General features: G+C 67.2%; 20 protein-coding genes. 15 read left to right on the top strand and 5 right to left on the bottom strand.

Annotation, left to right across the window (positions count from 1 at the left end; genetic code table 11):
- The first annotated feature begins 1 nt into the window (after position 1).
- On the top strand, positions 2-271 hold the full coding sequence (gene rpmA, locus BLS81_RS13430) for a 50S ribosomal protein L27 (protein WP_093224571.1): 270 nt from the start codon (positions 2-4) through the stop codon (positions 269-271).
- A 194-nt stretch (positions 272-465) separates the two neighbouring features.
- Entirely contained in the window at positions 466-1,011 is a 546-nt protein-coding gene (locus BLS81_RS13425) for a GNAT family N-acetyltransferase (RefSeq protein ID WP_093224570.1), read from the top strand.
- Between the two features lie 64 nt (positions 1,012-1,075).
- Here BLS81_RS13425 and BLS81_RS13420 read toward each other — a convergent pair whose 3' ends face one another.
- On the bottom strand, positions 1,076-1,921 hold the full coding sequence (locus tag BLS81_RS13420) for a metal-dependent hydrolase (RefSeq protein WP_093224568.1): 846 nt from the start codon (positions 1,919-1,921) through the stop codon (positions 1,076-1,078).
- Between the two features lie 53 nt (positions 1,922-1,974).
- Between BLS81_RS13420 and BLS81_RS13415 the strand changes: the two genes are divergently transcribed.
- From BLS81_RS13415 to BLS81_RS13365, 11 genes are all read left to right on the top strand, one after another.
- Positions 1,975-2,571 (top strand): TetR family transcriptional regulator, encoded by a 597-nt coding sequence (locus BLS81_RS13415; protein ID WP_093224567.1) that lies wholly within the window; start codon positions 1,975-1,977, stop codon positions 2,569-2,571.
- Between the two features lie 106 nt (positions 2,572-2,677).
- Positions 2,678-3,724 (top strand): GTPase ObgE, encoded by a 1,047-nt coding sequence (gene obgE / locus BLS81_RS13410; RefSeq protein ID WP_093224565.1) that lies wholly within the window; start codon positions 2,678-2,680, stop codon positions 3,722-3,724.
- A 30-nt stretch (positions 3,725-3,754) separates the two neighbouring features.
- Entirely contained in the window at positions 3,755-4,222 is a 468-nt protein-coding gene (locus BLS81_RS13405; RefSeq protein WP_256326231.1) for a Uma2 family endonuclease, read from the top strand.
- 108 nt (positions 4,223-4,330) lie between these two features.
- Positions 4,331-5,437, top strand: a complete 1,107-nt coding sequence (gene proB, locus BLS81_RS13400; protein ID WP_093224564.1) for a glutamate 5-kinase — start codon at positions 4,331-4,333, stop codon at positions 5,435-5,437.
- Positions 5,438-5,528: 91 nt separating this feature from the next.
- Entirely contained in the window at positions 5,529-6,434 is a 906-nt protein-coding gene (locus BLS81_RS13395) for an NAD-dependent epimerase/dehydratase family protein (RefSeq protein WP_093224562.1), read from the top strand.
- A 65-nt stretch (positions 6,435-6,499) separates the two neighbouring features.
- Positions 6,500-6,742 carry an acyl carrier protein gene (locus BLS81_RS13390; RefSeq protein WP_093224561.1) on the top strand — a complete coding sequence of 81 codons (243 nt, stop codon included), beginning with the start codon at positions 6,500-6,502 and terminating at the stop codon, positions 6,740-6,742.
- Between the two features lie 61 nt (positions 6,743-6,803).
- Entirely contained in the window at positions 6,804-8,066 is a 1,263-nt protein-coding gene (locus BLS81_RS13385; protein WP_093224714.1) for a serine palmitoyltransferase, read from the top strand.
- 50 nt (positions 8,067-8,116) lie between these two features.
- Positions 8,117-10,069 (top strand): ATP-binding protein, encoded by a 1,953-nt coding sequence (locus BLS81_RS13380; protein WP_093224713.1) that lies wholly within the window; start codon positions 8,117-8,119, stop codon positions 10,067-10,069.
- Between the two features lie 97 nt (positions 10,070-10,166).
- Entirely contained in the window at positions 10,167-11,363 is a 1,197-nt protein-coding gene (gene lptF / locus BLS81_RS13375) for an LPS export ABC transporter permease LptF (RefSeq protein ID WP_176787165.1), read from the top strand.
- Positions 11,360-12,451, top strand: coding sequence for an LPS export ABC transporter permease LptG (gene lptG / locus BLS81_RS13370; RefSeq protein WP_093224558.1), 1,092 nt, complete (start codon positions 11,360-11,362; stop codon positions 12,449-12,451). The genes lptF and lptG overlap by 4 nt, the downstream gene beginning before the upstream one ends.
- A 5-nt stretch (positions 12,452-12,456) precedes the next feature.
- Positions 12,457-12,756: a putative quinol monooxygenase gene (locus BLS81_RS13365; protein WP_093224711.1), complete on the top strand. Its 300-nt coding sequence runs from the start codon at positions 12,457-12,459 to the stop codon at positions 12,754-12,756.
- Positions 12,757-12,794: 38 nt separating this feature from the next.
- Here the strand turns inward: BLS81_RS13365 and BLS81_RS13360 are convergent, their stop codons facing one another.
- Complete coding sequence (locus tag BLS81_RS13360) at positions 12,795-13,889, bottom strand: fatty acid desaturase family protein (RefSeq protein WP_093224556.1); 1,095 nt, start codon at positions 13,887-13,889, stop codon at positions 12,795-12,797.
- A gap of 196 nt (positions 13,890-14,085) precedes the next feature.
- Between BLS81_RS13360 and BLS81_RS13355 the strand changes: the two genes are divergently transcribed.
- Positions 14,086-15,243, top strand: coding sequence for an N-acetyltransferase (locus BLS81_RS13355; protein WP_093224555.1), 1,158 nt, complete (start codon positions 14,086-14,088; stop codon positions 15,241-15,243).
- A 56-nt stretch (positions 15,244-15,299) separates the two neighbouring features.
- Here the strand turns inward: BLS81_RS13355 and BLS81_RS13350 are convergent, their stop codons facing one another.
- The 3 genes from BLS81_RS13350 to BLS81_RS13340 form a co-directional block, all read right to left on the bottom strand.
- Complete coding sequence (locus BLS81_RS13350; RefSeq protein ID WP_143023361.1) at positions 15,300-15,557, bottom strand: hypothetical protein; 258 nt, start codon at positions 15,555-15,557, stop codon at positions 15,300-15,302.
- Positions 15,558-15,731: 174 nt separating this feature from the next.
- On the bottom strand, positions 15,732-16,523 hold the full coding sequence (locus BLS81_RS13345) for a transporter (RefSeq protein WP_093224552.1): 792 nt from the start codon (positions 16,521-16,523) through the stop codon (positions 15,732-15,734).
- 45 nt (positions 16,524-16,568) lie between these two features.
- On the bottom strand, positions 16,569-17,273 hold the full coding sequence (locus BLS81_RS13340; RefSeq protein ID WP_093224550.1) for a GcrA family cell cycle regulator: 705 nt from the start codon (positions 17,271-17,273) through the stop codon (positions 16,569-16,571).
- Positions 17,274-17,336: 63 nt separating this feature from the next.
- Here BLS81_RS13340 and BLS81_RS13335 point away from each other — a divergent pair, with 63 nt between their 5' ends.
- The gene (locus tag BLS81_RS13335; RefSeq protein ID WP_093224549.1) at positions 17,337-18,191 is read left to right on the top strand and encodes an ABC transporter permease; all 855 of its coding nucleotides are present in this window, start codon (positions 17,337-17,339) and stop codon (positions 18,189-18,191) included.
- Positions 18,192-18,269 lie beyond the last annotated feature (78 nt).

The raw sequence follows: 18,269 nt of genomic DNA, 5'->3' as shown, positions 1-18,269 counted from the left end.
GATGGCACATAAGAAAGCAGGCGGTTCGTCGCGAAACGGTCGTGATTCGGCCGGCCGTCGTCTTGGCGTGAAGAAGTTCGGTGGCGAGATCGCCATTCCGGGCAACATTCTCGTGCGCCAGCGCGGCACCAAATTCTACCCGGGCACCAACGTCGGCATGGGCAAGGATCACACCCTGTTCGCGCTCGTCGAAGGCCGCGTGACCTTCAAGGAAGGCAAGCTCGGCCGCAAGTTCTGCTCGGTGGAAGCGCTGGCGCAAGCCGCCGAATAACGGGCGACCGGCCGGGTCGCCCACCAGGGTGATCCGGGTGTCCGAAAGGATGCCGAAACAAGGGAGACGGGTCGCCCCGGCTCCCTTTTTTCATGCTCCCTCCACGGCGTTGTCGCCCCCATGTCATCCCGGCATGGCAAGGTGACCGCGCGACGACGAGGAGAGTTTTCGAAATGTTCGCCCGGACTCCCAGATTGACGCTGCGCCCCGGCTGGCCGGAAGATGCCGCCGCCGTGACGCAGGCGCTCGCCCATGAGAGCGTCGTGATGAACCTTTCGCGCGTGCCGTGGCCCTACATGCCGGCCGATGCGCGCGATTGGCTGGCGATCCCGCGTGGTTCCACCGACGTGACGCTGCTGATCCACGCGCATGATGGCCCCGCCCCGGGCCGAAGCTGTCCGCGGCTGATCGGCACGATCTCGCTCGATCGCGAAAGGGGCGATGCGCCGGAGCTCGGCTATTGGCTGACGCCGTCCGCCTGGGGACGCGGCTATGCGACCGAAGCCGGACGCGCGGTGCTGCACATGGCGCGCCATTCGCTCGGGCTCAAGCGGCTGCGGGCGCGACATTTCGTGGACAACCCCGCCTCGGGCCGGGTGCTCGGCAAGCTGGGGTTTCATGAGACCGGGCGCGGAACGACCTTCTCACGCGCGCGCGGACGCGAAGTGGCGAGCGTGATGCTCGCGTGCGACCTGGAGGATGCGCGAATCGGGGACCAAGCGCTCAGCCTCGCCGCCTAAACACGTCTCGCGACATCTGACACGCATGATAGCGCAGCGGCCCCGGCCTGCGCCGGGGCGACGGCTATGCTGGCAGCACCGCCGCCGCGTAGTCGCTCTCCGCGCGCGAGATCAGCTTACGGTCGTCGTGCCGCCACGGATGAAAGCCCGGCAGGAAATAGCTGATCCACGCGCCGAGTACCTTACGCACCATGCCGGGGCGCACGAAGGCATAGTGCAGCACGCCGAGATGCGCGCGCAGGCCGGTGATACCATCCTGACGCAGCAGTTCGATGGTGCCGAGGTAGCGACCGCTGAGAAACTTGCGCGTCGTGGTCAGCATCACCAGCGCCTTGACGGCCCAACGCCGCAAACGCGGCCAGTCGCGCGTGGCATGGAGCCATGTGTCATAGGCGACCCCCTTGTGCTCGATCTCCTCGATCGCATGCCAGCGCCACATCGCCGCCGCCTCCAGCTCCGCACCCGCGAGGTGGCGCGGCGCGGCGAGCAGTTCGTGCGCGAGGATCGCGGTGAAATGTTCGAGCGCCATCGTCGCGGCGAGCCGCGCGATCGCCGGCTTGCCCTCGGTCAGCGCGATCGCCTCGTCGACATGCCGGTCGAGCAGAGACACGTCATAGCCCTGATCGGTGACGTGGCGGTTGAACGCGACATGCTCGCGCGTGTGCATCACCTCCTGCTTGATGAAGGCGTTGATCTCGGCGTTCAGACGCGACGGCGTACCGGCGCGAAACGCGCGCACGCTATCGATGAAAAAGCCTTCGCCCTTCGGGAAGGTCACCGACAGCGCGTTGTAGAAGGCGGTCGCGATCGGATCATTGTTCATCCACCAGCGCGCGCGGCGCACGCCCCGGCCAAACCGCAAGTCGCGCGGGGTGATCGTCAGATCGGTAGGCGTGGTTGCTTTCGTCATGGAAACCTCCAGACAGCTTCTGCGGGACAGTGAAATAGGCGTTACTTACAATCGTGTCAATAACACCAAAACGACTAAGCCCCGAACGCTCGCGCGTCGCCGCGATCGAAGCCGCGCGCGATATCCTCATCCACGACGGCCCGCAGGCGGTGACGCTCAAGGCGGTGGCGCAGCGGATCGGGCGCACGCACGCCAATCTGCTCCACCATTTCGGCAGCGCGGGCGGGCTGCAGAGCGCGCTCATCACGCACCTGGCCGACACAATCACCGCACGGATCAGCGACGCCGCCAAACGCGCCCGCGCCGGCGAGGCCGATCCGCGCGAGGTGGTCGATCTGACCTTTGACGCCTTCGCGCAGGGCGCCGGCGCGATGGCGAGTTGGATGATCCTGTCGGGCAATCACGACGCGCTTGATCCGGTGTTGAGCGCGATCCACCGGTTGGTCGATGATCTCGCCGCGGACGAGGCCGATCAGGCGACGCACATCCGCGAGGAGACGCTTCGGCTCGTACTCGTCGCGATGGGCGATGCGCTGCTGGGACCGGCGATGGCCAAGGCGCTCGGGTTGCCACGCGAAACCGCGCGCGGGCTGGCGACCGACGCGTTGGTCGCGGCGCGGGCTACGGCGGTGAAGGGGGCTGGCGGCTGATCCCCAGGCGGCGCGGCAAAGCCGCGCCGTCGGCCCTCGCCCGGTGGCGAGGCCGGCCGGCGCGCTCTGGCCTCGCTTTAGCTGTGCTAAAGCGTTAGAGCGCGCCATGCATTTTCTCGACCAAGCTAAAATCTTCGTCCGCTCGGGCGCGGGCGGCCCCGGCGCCGTCAGCTTCCGGCGCGAGAAGTTCATCGAATATGGCGGCCCGGACGGCGGTAACGGCGGCAAGGGCGGCGACATCATCTTCGAGGCGGTCGCCGGGCTGAACACGCTGATCGACTTCCGCTACACGCAGCATTTCCGCGCGCCGCGCGGTGAGGGCGGCTCGGGCAGCAACCGCACCGGCGCTGGCGGCGACGATCTCGTCATCAAAGTGCCGGTCGGCACGCAGATCATGGACGAGGAGCGCGAGGAGGTACTGCTCGACTTCACCCGCGCCGGCCAGCGCGAGGTGTTCCTGCGCGGCGGCGACGGTGGACGCGGCAACGCCAGCTACAAGACCTCGACCAACCGCGCGCCGCGCCAGCACGGCACTGGCTGGCCGTATCAGGAAGCGTGGGTGTGGCTGCGCTTGAAGCTGCTCGCTGACGCCGGGTTGGTCGGGCTGCCCAATGCCGGTAAATCGACCTTCATCAACGCCGTCACCAACGCGCAGGCCAAGGTCGGCGCCTATGCGTTTACGACGACGCGCCCGCAGCTTGGCGTGGTGCGCCACCACAACCGCGAGTTCGTGATCGCCGACATCCCGGGCTTGATTGAAGGCGCGGCGGACGGCGCGGGGATCGGCGACCGCTTCCTCGGCCATATCGAACGCTGCAAGGTGCTGCTTCACCTCGTCGATGCCAATGACGACGATGTCGCGGAGAGCTACCGCATCGTCCGCGACGAGCTGGAAAATTACGGCGGCGGGCTCACCGACAAGCCGGTGGTGGTCGCGCTCAACAAGATAGACACGCTCGACGACGAACTGATCGCGGCGCTGCTCGCCGAACTCGAGGAAGCCAGCGGCGAGGAAGTCATCGCCATCTCGGGCGCCGCCGGCACCGGCACCGACTGGGCGCTTGATCGGCTGCTCGAGGCGATCGGTCCGGAAGCGGCGACGGTCGATGAAGACGACGAGGGCGAGGACTCGATCGAATGGTCGCCGGTTTAAGCGACTCGCGCGCTCTGTTATGAGCGCACCATGCTGTCGCCAGTCGAATATCCGCTGCTGAGCGCCGAGGATTTCCTCGACATCAATTTTGGTGATCGGAAGGCTGAGCTGGATAACGGTGTTATCCGCATGATGGCTGGTGGAACGGCGCGCCACGTGCTGGTGCAAGGGAACATCCTCGTCGCTTTGGCATCACGCCTCCGCGATTCGGACTGCACGCCTTTCACCTCGATAATGGCAGCGCAGACCCACGCCTATTCCGTTCGCTATCCAGACGTAACGATCTACCGCAGCGGCAGCGGTAGAGAGCATGACGATGCGAGAGCGTTCGACGATCCCGTGGTCATTTTCGAGGTGATGTCCGCAGGCACCTCGCGAACTAATCTCGTCGTCAAACTGGAAGAGTATACAGCACTCGAAAGTGTCGATACCATCGTTTTCGTGGACATCGCGAGAGAACGGCTCCGCGTTATCCAGCGCACGGGTGTCGGCGCCTGACCGGTCGATCTGGCCCTGCCCTCCGTACGTACTGAACTGACGCATGCCGAGATTTTCGCCCGCTGATTTGGTTGGCGGATCGCCCGCCCCGCGCTAAGCGCCGCCCCGATGCATCTGTTTCCGCCCGCCACCTGCCCGCGCCTGATCGTCAAGATCGGCTCGGCGCTGCTCGTCGATCCCGACGGCGGCGTGCGGCGTGCGTGGCTCGCCGGGATCGTCGCCGACATCGCCGAACGTGCCCGCGCCGGGCAACAGGTCGCGGTGGTGTCGTCGGGCGCGATCGCGCTCGGCGCGCGGCGGCTCGGGTTGCCCAAGGGCGGGCGCGCCAACCTCGAGGATGCGCAGGCCGCCGCTGCGACCGGGCAGATCGCGCTCAGCCAAATGTGGGCGGAAACGCTCGGCGCGGAGGGGCTGACCGCAGCGCAGATCCTCGTCACGCTCGACGATCTCGAGGACCGTCGCCGCTATCTCAACGCCGCCGCCACGCTCGACCGGCTGCTCGGCCTCGGCGTGGTGCCGGTGCTCAACGAGAATGACAGCGTCGCGACGGCGGAAATCCGCTTCGGTGACAACGACCGCCTCGCCGCGCGCGTCGCGCAGGCGGCGGGCGCGCAGGGCGTCGTGCTGCTCTCCGACATCGACGGACTGTACGATCGCAACCCCGCCCTGCCCGGCGCGGCGCACATCGCGCGCGTCGAGCGGATCGACGCGCGCATCGAGGCGATGGCGGATCGCGGCTCCGCCTCGGGCATGGGGTCGGGCGGGATGGTCTCGAAGATCGCCGCCGCGCGCATCGCCAATGCGGCGGGCGCGAACCTCGCGATCGCGAGCGGCCGGATCGAGCAGCCGCTCTCGACGGCGGCGCGCCACACGCTGTTCGTCGCCGAGAAATCCGCGCCCGCGCGCAAGGCATGGCTGGCGGGCGGGCTGACCGCGCGCGGCACGATCCACGTCGATGCCGGCGCCGCCACCGCGCTGCGCAGCGGCGCGAGCCTGCTCGCAGCGGGGGCGACCCGCGTCGAGGGCGGTTTCCGGCGCGGCGACCTCGTCACGATCTGCGCGGACGACGGCCGCACGCTGGCGCGCGGACTCGCCGAATATGATGCCGACGAGGCGGAACGGATCACCGGCAAGCGCAGCGGCGAACTTGCCGACATCCTCGGCTACGCGCCCCGCGCCGCGCTGGTCCATCGCAACCACATGGCGCTGTTGTGAGCGTCCGCCACGCACGCAACCTGCTCCCCTCCCTGGAAGGGAGCGGCACCGCGCGAGACGCGACCGCAGCGTTCCCCAGGAACCCCTCGCAATGACCACGCTCGCCATCACCGGCGGCACCGGCTTCGTCGGCAAGCGGCTGATCGCACAGGCGCTCGCCGCCGGCTATCAGGTCCGCGCGCTCACCCGCCGCACGCAGCCGCCGCGCGACGGCGTGACCTGGATCGCCGGCGCGCTCGACGATGCGCCGGCGCTCGCCGAGATAGTCGCCGGCGCGGATGTCGTCATCCACGTAGCCGGGGTCGTCAACACGCCGACGCGGGCGGGATTTATCGCAGGCAACATCACCGGCACGCAGGCGGTGGTGGATGCCGCGCGCGCAGCCGGCGTGCGCCGCTTCGTCCACGTCTCCTCGCTCGCCGCGCGCGAGCCGGCGCTTTCCACCTACGGCTGGTCGAAGCACGGCGCGGAGGAGGTGGTCGCCGCCTCCGGTCTCGACTGGACGATGGTGCGCCCCTCCGGCGTGTTCGGCCCCGGCGACACCGACTGGCTCGATATGTTCCGCGCGGCCAAGCACGGGCTCGCGCTGCTGCCGCCGCCCGGCAAGCTCGCGGTGATCCATGTCGACGATCTCGCCCGGCTGCTGCTCGCGGTGGTCGCGACTAACCCAGGCCCGGTCCTCTACGAAGCCGATGACGGCCGCCCCGGCGGCTGGACGCACCGCGCGTTCGCGCGCGCGATCGGCGCGGCGGTCGGCCGTCGCGTTCTGGCGATCGACCTGCCCAAGCCGGTGATGCTCGCCGCCGCGCGCATCGACCGGCTGATGCGTGGCGACAAGGCCAAGCTCACCCGCGACCGGGTCGGCTATTTCTGCCATTCCGACTGGACGATCGATCCGGCCCGCGCGCCCGATCCCGCGCTGTGGCGCGCACAAATTCCGACCGAGGAAGGTCTCGCCGCGACGGCGGCATGGTATCGCGACCACAGCCTGCTATAGAATCGTCCGAATGCCGCCGCATTTGCTTGGCAACGATCGTGCGGCCCCACTCCCGAAGGATTTCCATGAGCGACCGCGCCACCGTTTTCGAAACCGTTACCCGCCAGATCGAACCGTTCAACAAGAAGCAGGTCGCGCTGACCGAGGCGACCACCTTCCAAGGCGATCTCGAGTGGGACAGCTTGACGGTGATGGATTTCGTCGCCGCGATCGAGGACGAGTTCGACATCATCATCACCATGAACATGCAGGCCGAGATCGAAACGATCGGCCAGCTCGTCGATGCCGTGATGAGCCTCAAGGCCTGATCCCAACCTCCGTTCGTCCCGAGCGAAGTCGAGGGACGCGAACGGTCTAGGAATGAATGACATGACCGAAGCCGCTGCCACCGCCGACGCCCTGCCCGCCTCGCCCGCCGAGGTTGCGCCGGAACGCGACCTGTTCACCAAGTTCGACGCGCTGATCGCCGAACGCGAGGCGCTGATGGCGACTGGCGTGCGCGATCCGTTCGCGATCGTGATGGACGAGGTGAAATCGCCCACGCTCGCGGTCATCAAGGGCAAGGAGACGATCCTGCTCGGAACCTACAATTACATGGGCATGACGTTCGATCCGGACGTCGTGCGTGCCGGCAAGGACGCGCTCGACGCGTTCGGATCGGGCACCACAGGCAGCCGCGTGCTCAACGGCACCTATTCGCCGCACAAGGATTGCGAGGAGGCGCTCAAGGAGTTTTACGGCACATCCCACGCGATGGTGTTCTCGACCGGATATCAGGCCAATCTCGGCATGATCTCGACGCTCGCCGGCAAGGGCGAATATGTCATCCTCGACGCAGACAGCCACGCCTCGATCTACGATGGCTGCGCGCTCGGCAATGCCGAGATCGTCCGCTTCCGTCACAATTCGGTCGAGGATCTCGACAAAAGGCTCGGCCGGCTGCCCAAGGAGCCGGGCAAGCTCGTCGTTCTCGAAGGCGTCTATTCGATGCTTGGCGATATCGCGCCGCTGCCCGAAATGGTCGCGGTCGCCAAGAAGCACGGCGCGATGGTGCTGGTCGACGAGGCGCACGGCATGGGCTTCTTCGGCCCCAACGGGCGCGGCGTGTACGAGGAACAGGGCGTCGAGGATCAGGTGGATTTCGTCGTCGGCACCTTCTCCAAGTCGGTCGGCACGGTCGGCGGGTTCTGCGTGTCGAACCATCCCAAGTTCGATGTGATGCGGCTGGTGTGCCGCCCCTATGTCTTCACCGCCTCGCTTCCGCCCTCGGTGGTGGCGACCGCGGCGACCTCGATCCGCAAGCTGATGCACGCCGGCGAGAAGCGCGCGCATCTGTGGGCGAATTCGAAGCGGCTCCACGGCGGGCTCAAGGACATGGGCTACACGCTCGGCACCGAGACGCCGCAATCGGCGATCATCGCGGTGATCCTCAAGGATCAGACCCAGGCGGTCGCCCTATGGCAGTCGCTGCTCGAGGGTGGCCTGTACGTCAACATGGCGCGGCCGCCCGCAACGCCGGCCGGTACGTATCTGCTGCGCTGCTCGCTGTGTGCGGAGCATAGCGCCGAGCAGGTCGAGACGATCCTCGCCATGTTCAAGGCGTCGGGTCAAGCGGTGGGCGCGATCGATTAACGGAACGTCGCGCCTTTCCTCGATTTCCGCGCCATAGTAACATGACCGCCATGAGCGGGACCGAGGGCGACGCGGCGGCGGAACGGGGGGCGGAGCACACCTTCGGCGCGGTATGGCGGACCATCATGCTGGGCATGATGGCGCTGTTGGGCGTGTCCGTGCTCATCGCACTGATTCTCACGCTGTCGGGCGCCAACCGCCAGCGCGACGAAGCGCAGCAGCGCGAGCGGCATAGCTATGAGGTGATGATCCTCACGCGGACGCTCGCGGGCACGATCGCCGACGCGGAGGCGGCGCTCGGCCGCTACGTCATAAGCGGCGACCGCGTGCTCGGCGCGCGCTATGCGGAGCGATGGCAGATCGCCGGTTCGCAGATCGACAAGCTTCGGCGCGACACCGCCGACAACCCCGAACAGGCGCGCGCGATCGCCGACCTCGCCCAGGCATATGATGCGCGCGGCGCCGAACTCGAACTGATCGCGCTGAGCACACGCTACAAGAAGAACACGCAGGCGCTCGATCTATATTACCGTGCCGGCACCTCGCCCCGCCTCGCCCGGATCAACGCGCTGCTGAACGAGATTTCGGCGCGGGAACATGCGCTGCTCGACCGGCGCACCGCCGGCGCGATCGCGGCGGTCGCGCATTCGAACGATGTCGCGAAAGTGCTGGCGGTGTTCGGTGTGTTGATCGTCATCGGCGCGATCCTGCTCGGCTGGATGATGGTGCAGGCGCTGCGTTCCGAAGCGATCGCGCATGCCGAGACCGCCGCCGAACGCGCGCGCGCCGAAGACCTGAGCGCCGCCGTCGCCGCCGCGGCCGCCGAACTCCGCGCGCAGGAAGCGCAACTCCGCCAGATTCAGAAAATGGAGGCGATCGGCCAGCTCACCGGCGGCATCGCGCACGATTTCAACAATATGCTCGCAGTGGTGCTCGGCGGGCTCGAACTGGCGCGACGGCAGATCGCGCTCGATCCGGCCGCCGCCAACCGCCATATCGACAGCGCGACCGAGGGCGCGAAACGCGCCGCCGAACTGACCCGGCGGCTGCTCGCCTTCTCGCGCGAAGACGCGCTGAACACCGAGCCGATCGAGCCGGGCGCGCTGGTCGCGGGCATGTCGGACCTGCTCGACCGCACGCTGGGCGACACCATCACGGTGACGGTGCGCGATGCGGGCAGCGGCTGGCATACGCGGATCGACAAGCACCAGCTCGAAAACGTCATCCTCAATCTCGCCGTCAACGCGCGAGACGCGATGGACGGGCGCGGCCAGCTCACGATCACCACGGCGGGCACCGCGCTGTCGCAGGGCGCGGTGGGCGCGTGTCCGGCGGGCGAATATGTCAGCATCGCTGTCTCCGATACCGGCAGCGGCATGACGCCCGAGGTGATGGAGCGCGTGTTCGAGCCGTTCTTCACCACCAAGCCGGTCGGCAAGGGCACCGGCCTCGGCTTGAGCCAGGTGTTCAGCTTCGTTCGCCAAGCGGAGGGCGAGGTCGTTTTGCGCTCGGCACCGGGCGAAGGAACCACGGTGACGCTGTACCTGCCGCGTCATGCCGACGCGGCCGCACCCGCCCCGCCCGCCCCCGCGCTCCCTGTCGGCATGACGCCCGCCGCGCGCGACATCCTGGTCGTCGAGGACGATCCGCGCGTGCTCGCCGCGACGATGGTCGCGCTGGAGGAACTCGGCCACCGCGCGATAGCCTGCGGCGACCCCCTCGCCGCGCCGGCATTGCTCGCCGCCAACCCTGGCGTGAGCATGGTGATTTCCGACGTGCTGATGCCGGGCCAGACCGGGCCGGAGATGGTCGCCACGCTGTTGCTGCGCCGGCCCGATCTTGCCGTGCTGTTCGTCACGGGCTTTGCCGGCGACGCCGCCGAGGCCGAGTTCGGCGGCCATGTCGTGCTGCGCAAGCCGTTCACCATCGCCGGGCTGGAAGCCGCGATTCACGATGCGGCCGCTACGCCGGGCGGCATCGAGGACCACATCGCCGCGGAATGATTTCGTAGCTGACGCGGGCGGTATAGGCCGATATAGCCCGCGCTTCGGTCTCCCACTCCCCAGACCGCCCCAAGCAGAAGGCCGCCAAAGCCCGCCCATGAAGTCCATCGACCGTTACATGGCCCGGCTGATCGCGGTGCCGCTGTTCTCGACCCTGGTCATCTCGGCGATGCTGCTGGTGCTCGACCGGATGCTGCGCCTGTTCGATTTCGTCGCGACCGAGGGCGGGCCGATCAGCGTGGTGTGGCGGATGCTCGCCAACCTGCTGCCCGAATATCTCGGGCTCGGCATTCCGATCGGGCTGCTGCTCGGCGTGCTGCTCGCCTTCCGGCGGCTCGCCACGTCGTCCGAGCTCGACGTGATGCGCGCGGTCGGCATGAGCTATCCGCGTCTGCTCTACGTGCCCTTCCTGTACGCGGCGGCGCTGGCGGCGGTGAATCTCGCGATCGTGGGCTTCATCCAGCCGGATGCGCGCTATTCCTATGAGAAGCTGCGCTTCGAGCTGCGCACCGGCGCGCTCGGCGCCTCGATCAAGGTCGGCGAGTTCACCCACTTCCCCAACGGCGGCACGGTGCGGATCGAGCACAGCCGCGACAACGGCCGCAAGCTCTCGGGCATCTTCGTGCAATACGCCGACAAGAAGGGCGACTGGTACGCCGTGACCGCGCAGAGCGGGCAGTTCCTCGCCACCGACAACCCGGACGAGATCATCTTCCGGCTGACCAAGGGCACGCTCGTCAACAAGGCGCCCAATTTCGCGACGCCGCGCGTGCTGACCTTCACCTCGCACGACCTGCCGATCGCGCTGCCCAAATACGAGAGCTTCCGCACCCAGGGCAGCAGCAACCTGGAGATGACGTTGCCGACGCTCGCGCGGCTTGGCCACGACCGCCATGCCGACAAGGAAACCCGCGACACGAGCCGCGCCGCATTCCACTTCCGCATCGTCGAGGTCTGTACGATGTTCCTGTTGCCGATGCTCGGCCTCGCGCTCGGCGTGCCGCCGAAGCGATCGTCCTCGGCGATCGGCGTGTTCCTCGGCATCATCATGATCGTGGCGTATCATAAGGTGAATGAATACGGCATGGCGGTCGGCGGTCTCGGCAGGATCGACCCGATCATCGCCTTGTGGGTGCCCTTCGCCGTGTTCGCCAGCCTAGTGCTGTGGATGTTCTACACGATCGCGTTCGTCCCCGGCGGGCAGCCGATCGGCGCGCTGGAACGCGCCGCATCCAAGGCGGCCAAGGCGATCGGCCGGCTGTTGCCGCGCCGCGGCCGGGAGGCGCGGGCATGACGGCGATGTTCCCGTCGCGCACCGTCGCGTTCTACATGGCGAGGATGTTCCTGATCCGGACCTTCGCCATCCTCGGCGTGCTGGTGCTGGTGCTGCAATCGCTCGACCTGCTCACCGAATCGGGCAAGATTCTTGCCTATGCCGGCAATGGCGACGCGCAGATCTGGCATTATGTCGGCCTGCGCGTGCCGCAGATCATCTCGACCTTCCTGCCCTATTCGGTGCTGCTCGGCGCGATCATCACGCTGACGACGCTCAACCAGAACAGCGAGGTCATCGCGCTCAAGGCGTCGGGCTTGTCGGCGCACCAGATCCTCGCGCCGCTGATCGTGGCGAGCTTCGGCGTCGCGCTGCTGTCGTTCAGCTTCAACGATCGCATTGTCGCGCGCGCCACCGCGACGCTCGATCAGTGGCAGAAGGTCAATTACGGTCCGCTGCCGATCGACCGGGGCGACCGGTCGGACGTATGGGTGCGTGACGGCGACGATCTCATCCAGGTCGATCAGATCAAGGGGCGCGGCGACGCGGCGATCCTGGGCGGCGTGACCCTGTTCGATCGCGAGGGCGGCTCGCTCAGCACGATCACCAAGGCGCCGCATGGCAAGCGCGAGGGGGACGGCTGGCGGATCTGGCCGGCGACGCGGTTCGATCTCGCCGCCGACAAGGTCACACAGGCCGGCTCGATCGTGATCGGCCGCGGCGTGCGCCCCGATCAATTCTCGCTGTCGAGCGTCGATGCGGACGGGCTGTCATTTAGCGATCTTCGCTCCGCGATCGCCGACCTCGCCGCCGCCGGACGGCCGACCGCTTCGCTGGAAGGCACGCTCTGGCACAAGCTGTCGGGGCCGCTGTCCGCGATGCTGATGCCGCTGCTCGGCGCGGTCGCCGCGTTCGGCATCGCGCGATCGGGCAAGCTGTTCATCCGCGCGGTGATCGGCATGGGACTCGGCTTCCTGTATTTCGTCGCCGACAATTTCGCGCTGGCGATGGGCAATCTCGGCGCCTACCCGCCATTCCTCGCCGCGTGGGGCGCGTTCCTGCTGTTCCTGATGATTGGCGAGACCGTGCTGATCCGCACCGAGGAGTGACGCGCATGCTACTGATCGCCGGCACGATCCGCCTGCCCGCCGAAAACGTCGCCGCCGCGCGCGACGCGATCGCCGCTGTGGTCACGGCCACCCGCGCCGAGGACGGTTGCCTCGAATATCGCTTCGCCGAGGACGTGCTCGATCCCGGCCTGATCCACATCACCGAACGCTGGCGTGATCGCGCGGCGCTCGACGCGCATTTCGGAACACCGCACATCGCGGCATGGCGCGCGGCGGGCACTACGCTCGGGATCGGCGGCCGCGCGCTGACACTTTACGACGTGGGCGCGGGCAAAGCCATCTGACAGCGTTCGCCGCCGGTCGAGCGAATGTCAGCGCGCGTCTAGCGAAGCCTGGTCGTGCTACGCACCAGCCGCGCGACCAGCGGCGCGAGGCCGGGATGGTTGCCGTCGTGATAGGGCGAGGCGGTGTCCAGCGTCGCGACGAGCCGGCGATGCGCCTCGCCCAGCGCGTGATACGGCACGCTCGGCACGAGGTGGTGGAGCGCGTGGTAGCGCAGGCCCACCGGTGCCCAGAGGAACGGCAGATAGCTTGGCGGCGGCACGTTGACGCTGTCGAGATATTGCGCGGTGACGCTCATCGGCTCGCCTTCATTCTCCCACAAATGCGCGACCAAGGTGCGGATCTGGTTGAGCAGCGTCGAGACGGCGTAGATGCCGAGGAAGATCGCGGCGGCGCGCAGCGGAATCACGCCGCTCGCCACCAGAGCAACCAAAGCGATCGCCCAGACGCTGGTCGCGCCCTCCAGCCACAGCCAGCGGGTGCGCAGCTCGCCCTCGGGGGGACGGCGGCGGAAGGCGGGGTTGATTGCCAGCGACGACGCCTGCTCGACCAGCCAGGTCCGCACCTGCGGGATCACCAGCGAGAGCGGCACCAGCACAGCATAGCGCACGACGAGAGCGATCGGGGCGAGCAGCGCGGTCAGCACGAACAGCGGCAGGGTCCACGGCTTCATCAGCGCGAGCGGCAGATATTCGGGATCCTCGACCGTACCATAGCGCGTGCGGGTGTGGTGGATGGTGTGCACGCCTTCGTACATGAAGGACGGCACCATCATCGGAATGCCAAACAGCAGGTTCCAGCCCAGGCGGAAGCCGGGCACCGCGCTCGGCTTCATATGGGTGATCTCGTGGATGAAGCTGCCGGCGCGATAGAGCGCGAGCGCGGCGACGGCCCCGGCGAGGATCGCCCAGGGCGACACCCACAGCATCGCCACCGCGAGTGCGGCATAGCCCGTCACCGCCGAGGCGAGGAAATCCACCCAGTAGATCGTCGGATTGGGTGTATGCAGATCCCGCGTCAGTTCGGCGGCGGCGCGCAACATCGCCTTGTCATCGGCCTTCCGGTCGATCGGCGCGCGCGCAGGGACGCCAGCGTCGTCGGCGGTGCTGCGCCGGGCGAAGGTCATGCTCGTCATGGGGCTTTCCATTGCCCTAACATAGTGGCCGCATGGTGGCAGTAACAGGAGGGCAAATTGTCCAACGCCGGGCGTGCCACCAAACACTGGCGCCCTTACGCCTGCAACACGTAACCGCTTGACGCGCCGCGCGCGCTGCGGCTTGTGCGCTGCGCGCGACGGAGTGCGCGACGCTTTAGCGAGAGGCTTATCCACCGTGGCAACTAAAGATTTCACGATCCGGCCAATCGAGAGCAAGGCCGATCGCAAGAAGTTCATCGAACTGCCGTTCCGGCTCTATGCCAACGATCCGAACTGGGTGCCGCCGCTGAAAGGTGAAGCGCTCGGGCTGGTCACCCCCGAGAAGAATGGCTGGTTCAGCCACGCCAAGGCGCAACTGTTCCTCGCCGAGCGGAACGGCGCGGTGGTGGGGCGGGTTTCGGCGCATATCGACACGCTCGCGCTGGAGATGCCGAGCGATCAGGGGTTCGGCCCCGGCTGCGGACAGTTCGGCCTGCTCGACGCCGAGGACGGCGTGATCGCCGCCGCGCTCATCAAGACCGCCGAGGCGTGGCTGCGCGGCCAGGGCATGAACCGCGTGCTCGGGCCGATCAGCATGTCGATCTGGGAAGAACCCGGATTGCTGATCGAGGGCTATGACCATCCGCCGACCATCATGATGGGCCATGCGAAGCCCGAATATCGCGGCTGGATCGAGGGCGCGGACTACCGTCCGGTCAAGCAATTGCTGACCTACGAACTGGACATCACCAAGCAATTTCCCCCGATCGTCCAGCGCATCATCGCATCGGGCGAGAAAAATCCGCGCATCGTCATACGCGAGGTGAACAAGAAGAAGTTCGACGAGGAAGCGGCGATCATCCTCGCCATCCTCAACGATGCATGGTCGGACAATTGGGGCTTCGTTCCGCTCACCCCGCCCGAGATCAAGGACGTCGGCGTCAAGCTCAAGCCGATCGTGTTCAACGACCTGATCCGCATCGCCGAGCTCGACGGCCGGCCGGTCGCGTTCATGATCACGCTCCCAGATCTCAACGAGGCGATCATGCCCTTCAAGGGCAATCTGTTCCCGTTCAACGTGCTCAAACTGCTGTGGTGGCTGCGCAAGCCCAAGGTGAAGACGATGCGCGTGCCGCTGATGGGCGTGGTGAAGGAATTGCAGGCATCGCGCATGGCGAGCCAGTTGGCGTTCATGATGATCGAATATATCCGCCGCACATCGGTCGCGAACTATGGCGCGACGCGCGGCGAGATCGGCTGGATCCTCGACGACAATCAGGGGATGCGCTCGATTGCCGAGACGATCAATTGCGACATCAACAAAGTGTATCAGGTGTACGAAAAGGCGCTCTGAACGCGGGAGACGCGGCGCGCGGGGTCTTCCGCGCGCCGCAGCGACCCCGTTCGGGTTCAGTTCTTCTCGAGCGGGTCGTGGCCGGTCAGGTCGATCCAGTCCTTGCGCGTGTGGCAAACCTTGCGCGGGATGATCGAGCCGGTGATCGTGTCGATGACACAGTAGCGGGTCTCGCGCTTGGCGGGCGCGGCGACGATCGGCGCGGTATTGGCCTCGATGCGCGCGCCGTCCGGGGTGCCGGCGGGAGTGGCGATCGACGGGGTCGCGAGCAGCGCGGTCGAGGCGGCGGCGGCGAACAGGGCGGTCTTGAACATGGCGTAATCTCCGATGGTGAGCGGCTCGTTGCGCCGCGCCAACGGTATTGCATCCACCGTGCCAACTTATTTTATGCTGCTAAAACAATGACATGATCCGATCGATCACGCTGCCAGGCGGCATACCAAACCAACACACCGGATAATACGCCAAGCTGTGGCGCAATTTCCCGATCAGAAGAGCTGCGAAATTCCGAGGTACACTTCGGCGTCGGGCGCGTCGCGATTGAGCCCGGCGATACCGCCGATATCGAGCTGCACCGCCTTGCCGACCATCCAGGCGAGCGACAGCGCGCCGGATGCCTGAGTGGTGCCTTCGTCGGGATCGTCGTCGCGCAGCACCTGTGCCTCGATCGTGGCGGTCAGCGCCTCGGTGAGTTCGACGCCGAGCCCCAGCGTGCCGCTCGCCGCGAAGTGGCGACCGTGCCCGTCCTTGTCGACCGCCGCCTCGACTTCGGGCGTGGCCTGTAGCTTGAAGGTCTCGTTCAGTTCGTAGGAGACGGGTGCGGTCATCCCCGCGCCCCAATCCCCGAAGCCCACCGGCATCCGGCCGACCGGCACGGTCACGAAGGGGCGGACGGCGGCGGACAGGCCCTTGCCGTCCGGATTGTGCAGGTTGACCTTCGCGCCGAGCGTCACGTCGCCGGCACGCGCGCGGTTCTCGACCATGCCGCTCGCGCTGTCACGGGCGCGGACGTGGCCATAGGGCGTCCAGCCCACCTGCGCCTCGACGGTGTCGCTCAACCCGACTCGCACCAGCGTGTCGGCGATCAGCACCGTGTCGGTGCGGCCGTCCGAGTCCTTTTCGAGCGTCCAGTCGGCGAGCGCGGTCTCCACCGAGACGCGGCCGGGTGCGATCGTACAGGGCGGCCGGCCGAGATCAGGGCGCGACGGACAATATTCGCGGTCCTCGGCAAGAGCTGGGGCGGCGGCGAGCGTCGCCGCCAGAAACAGGATGGTGCGCATGAAGTCCCCTTTTCATGCGCAACCCCGAATCGACGGTTCCGTTCCTTAGCGGACGCGCGGGCCACCGAAGGGCAGCGGCGGCGGCGGACGGCGGTCGCGGCGGGGGAGCTGCGCCTGATAGGCGTGCCCGCAATGCGCGACGCAATACGGGAAGCCGGGGTTCACCTTTTCGCCGCAAAAATGGAAATCGGGTTCGCCTGGGTGGCCGAGCGGCCATTTGCAGATACGGTCGCTGAGATCGAGCAAGGTGGTCTTGCCCGCCATGTCGGCCGAGGGCTTGGCGGGAACCAGCCGGCGCGGCGGCGCGGGCGTGATCGGCGCCTGCTGTTCGCCCGGCGACTGGCGCAGAAATCCGCCCGGACCGACCGAGCGCAGGATCGGCTGCGGCGGCGTGGCCGGCGCGGGCGCGGCGACGGGCTCGGGTGAAATTTCAGCATCCTCGTCCTCATCGACCTCTAAAACCGGGTCGGCGGGGGCGGCAGCGACGACTTCCACGGGCTGGAACGCGGCCGGCGGCACGGCCGGAGCGGGCTTGGGCGCGGGCGCCTCGACGACAGGCTTGGCGGCGACCTCGGCGGTGACGTCGTTGGGCTTGACCGGGGACGGGCGCGATTGCAGGCCGAGCCGATGTGCCTTGCCGATCACGGCGTTGCGGCTGACCTGCCCGAGCGCTTCGGCGATCTGGCTGGCGGTCTGACCGTCCTCCCACATCTTCTTGAGCGTATCGATCCGTTCGTCGGTCCAGGCCATGAAATCTATCTTCCCTACATGCCGGGTTGCGGGCGGTGGCGGCAGCGACTAACCGATCGCGCCATGAGCAGCCACCCCCCATCCGGCGAAATCCAGTCGGCGGTCCGCAACGCTCCCGGCGTTCCCGTCATCAAGGACGTGAACTGGGGCGGCCTGCGAACGCTCTATATCAAGGAGGTGCGCCGTTTCTTCAAGGTCCACCTGCAGACGATCTGGGCGCCGGCGATCACGACGCTGCTGTTCCTGATCGTCTTCACGATCGCGACCGGCGCGAAACGGCCGGTGCATGTCGGCGGAATCGACATCCCGTTCGCCGATTTCATCGCCCCCGGACTCATCATCAGCCAGGGCATGATGGGGCCGGCGTTCGCCAATGCCAGCTTCTCGCTGCTCGCGGGCAAGATCCAGGGCACGATCGTCGATTACCTGATGCCGCCGCTCTCGACGCTGGAGGTGCTCGCCGCGCTGCTCGGCGGCGCGATGACGCGCGCGTTCCTCGTCGGCTTCGTGGTTTGGCTGGCCATGCTGCTGTATCCGGGCGTGCATGTGATTCCGTCGCACCCGGTCGCCGTGGTGTGGTTCGGCTTCCTCGGCGCGCTGTTCCTGTCGCTGCTCGGCGTGCTGACCTCGATCTGGGCGCAGAAATTCGACCACGCCGCCGCCGTGACCAACTTCGTGGTGGCGCCGCTGTCGCTGCTGTCGGGTACCTTCTATTCGGTCGACCGGCTCGCGCCCGCGTTCCGCGCGTTCAGCCACGCCAACCCGTTCTTCTACATCATCTCGGGGTTTCGCTACGGCTTCCTCGGCACCGCCGACTCGCCGGTGCTGGTCGGCAGCATCGTGGTGCTGGGCGTCGACGTGGTGCTGTTCGTATTGTGCTATCAATTGCTGGCGCGCGGCTGGCGGCTGAAGAGCTGAAGCGCAATGGCAGTACCCCCACCCGTTCGTGCTGAGTAGGGATCGAGTAGGCGCTTGCGCCGTATCGAGAGCCCGTAT

The organism is Sphingomonas sp. NFR15 (genome assembly GCF_900103265.1).
Taxonomy (GTDB): domain Bacteria; phylum Pseudomonadota; class Alphaproteobacteria; order Sphingomonadales; family Sphingomonadaceae; genus Sphingomonas; species Sphingomonas pollutisoli.
Note: the sequence above shows the minus strand (reverse complement) of the source record. Positions and strands in the feature narration are given on the sequence as shown.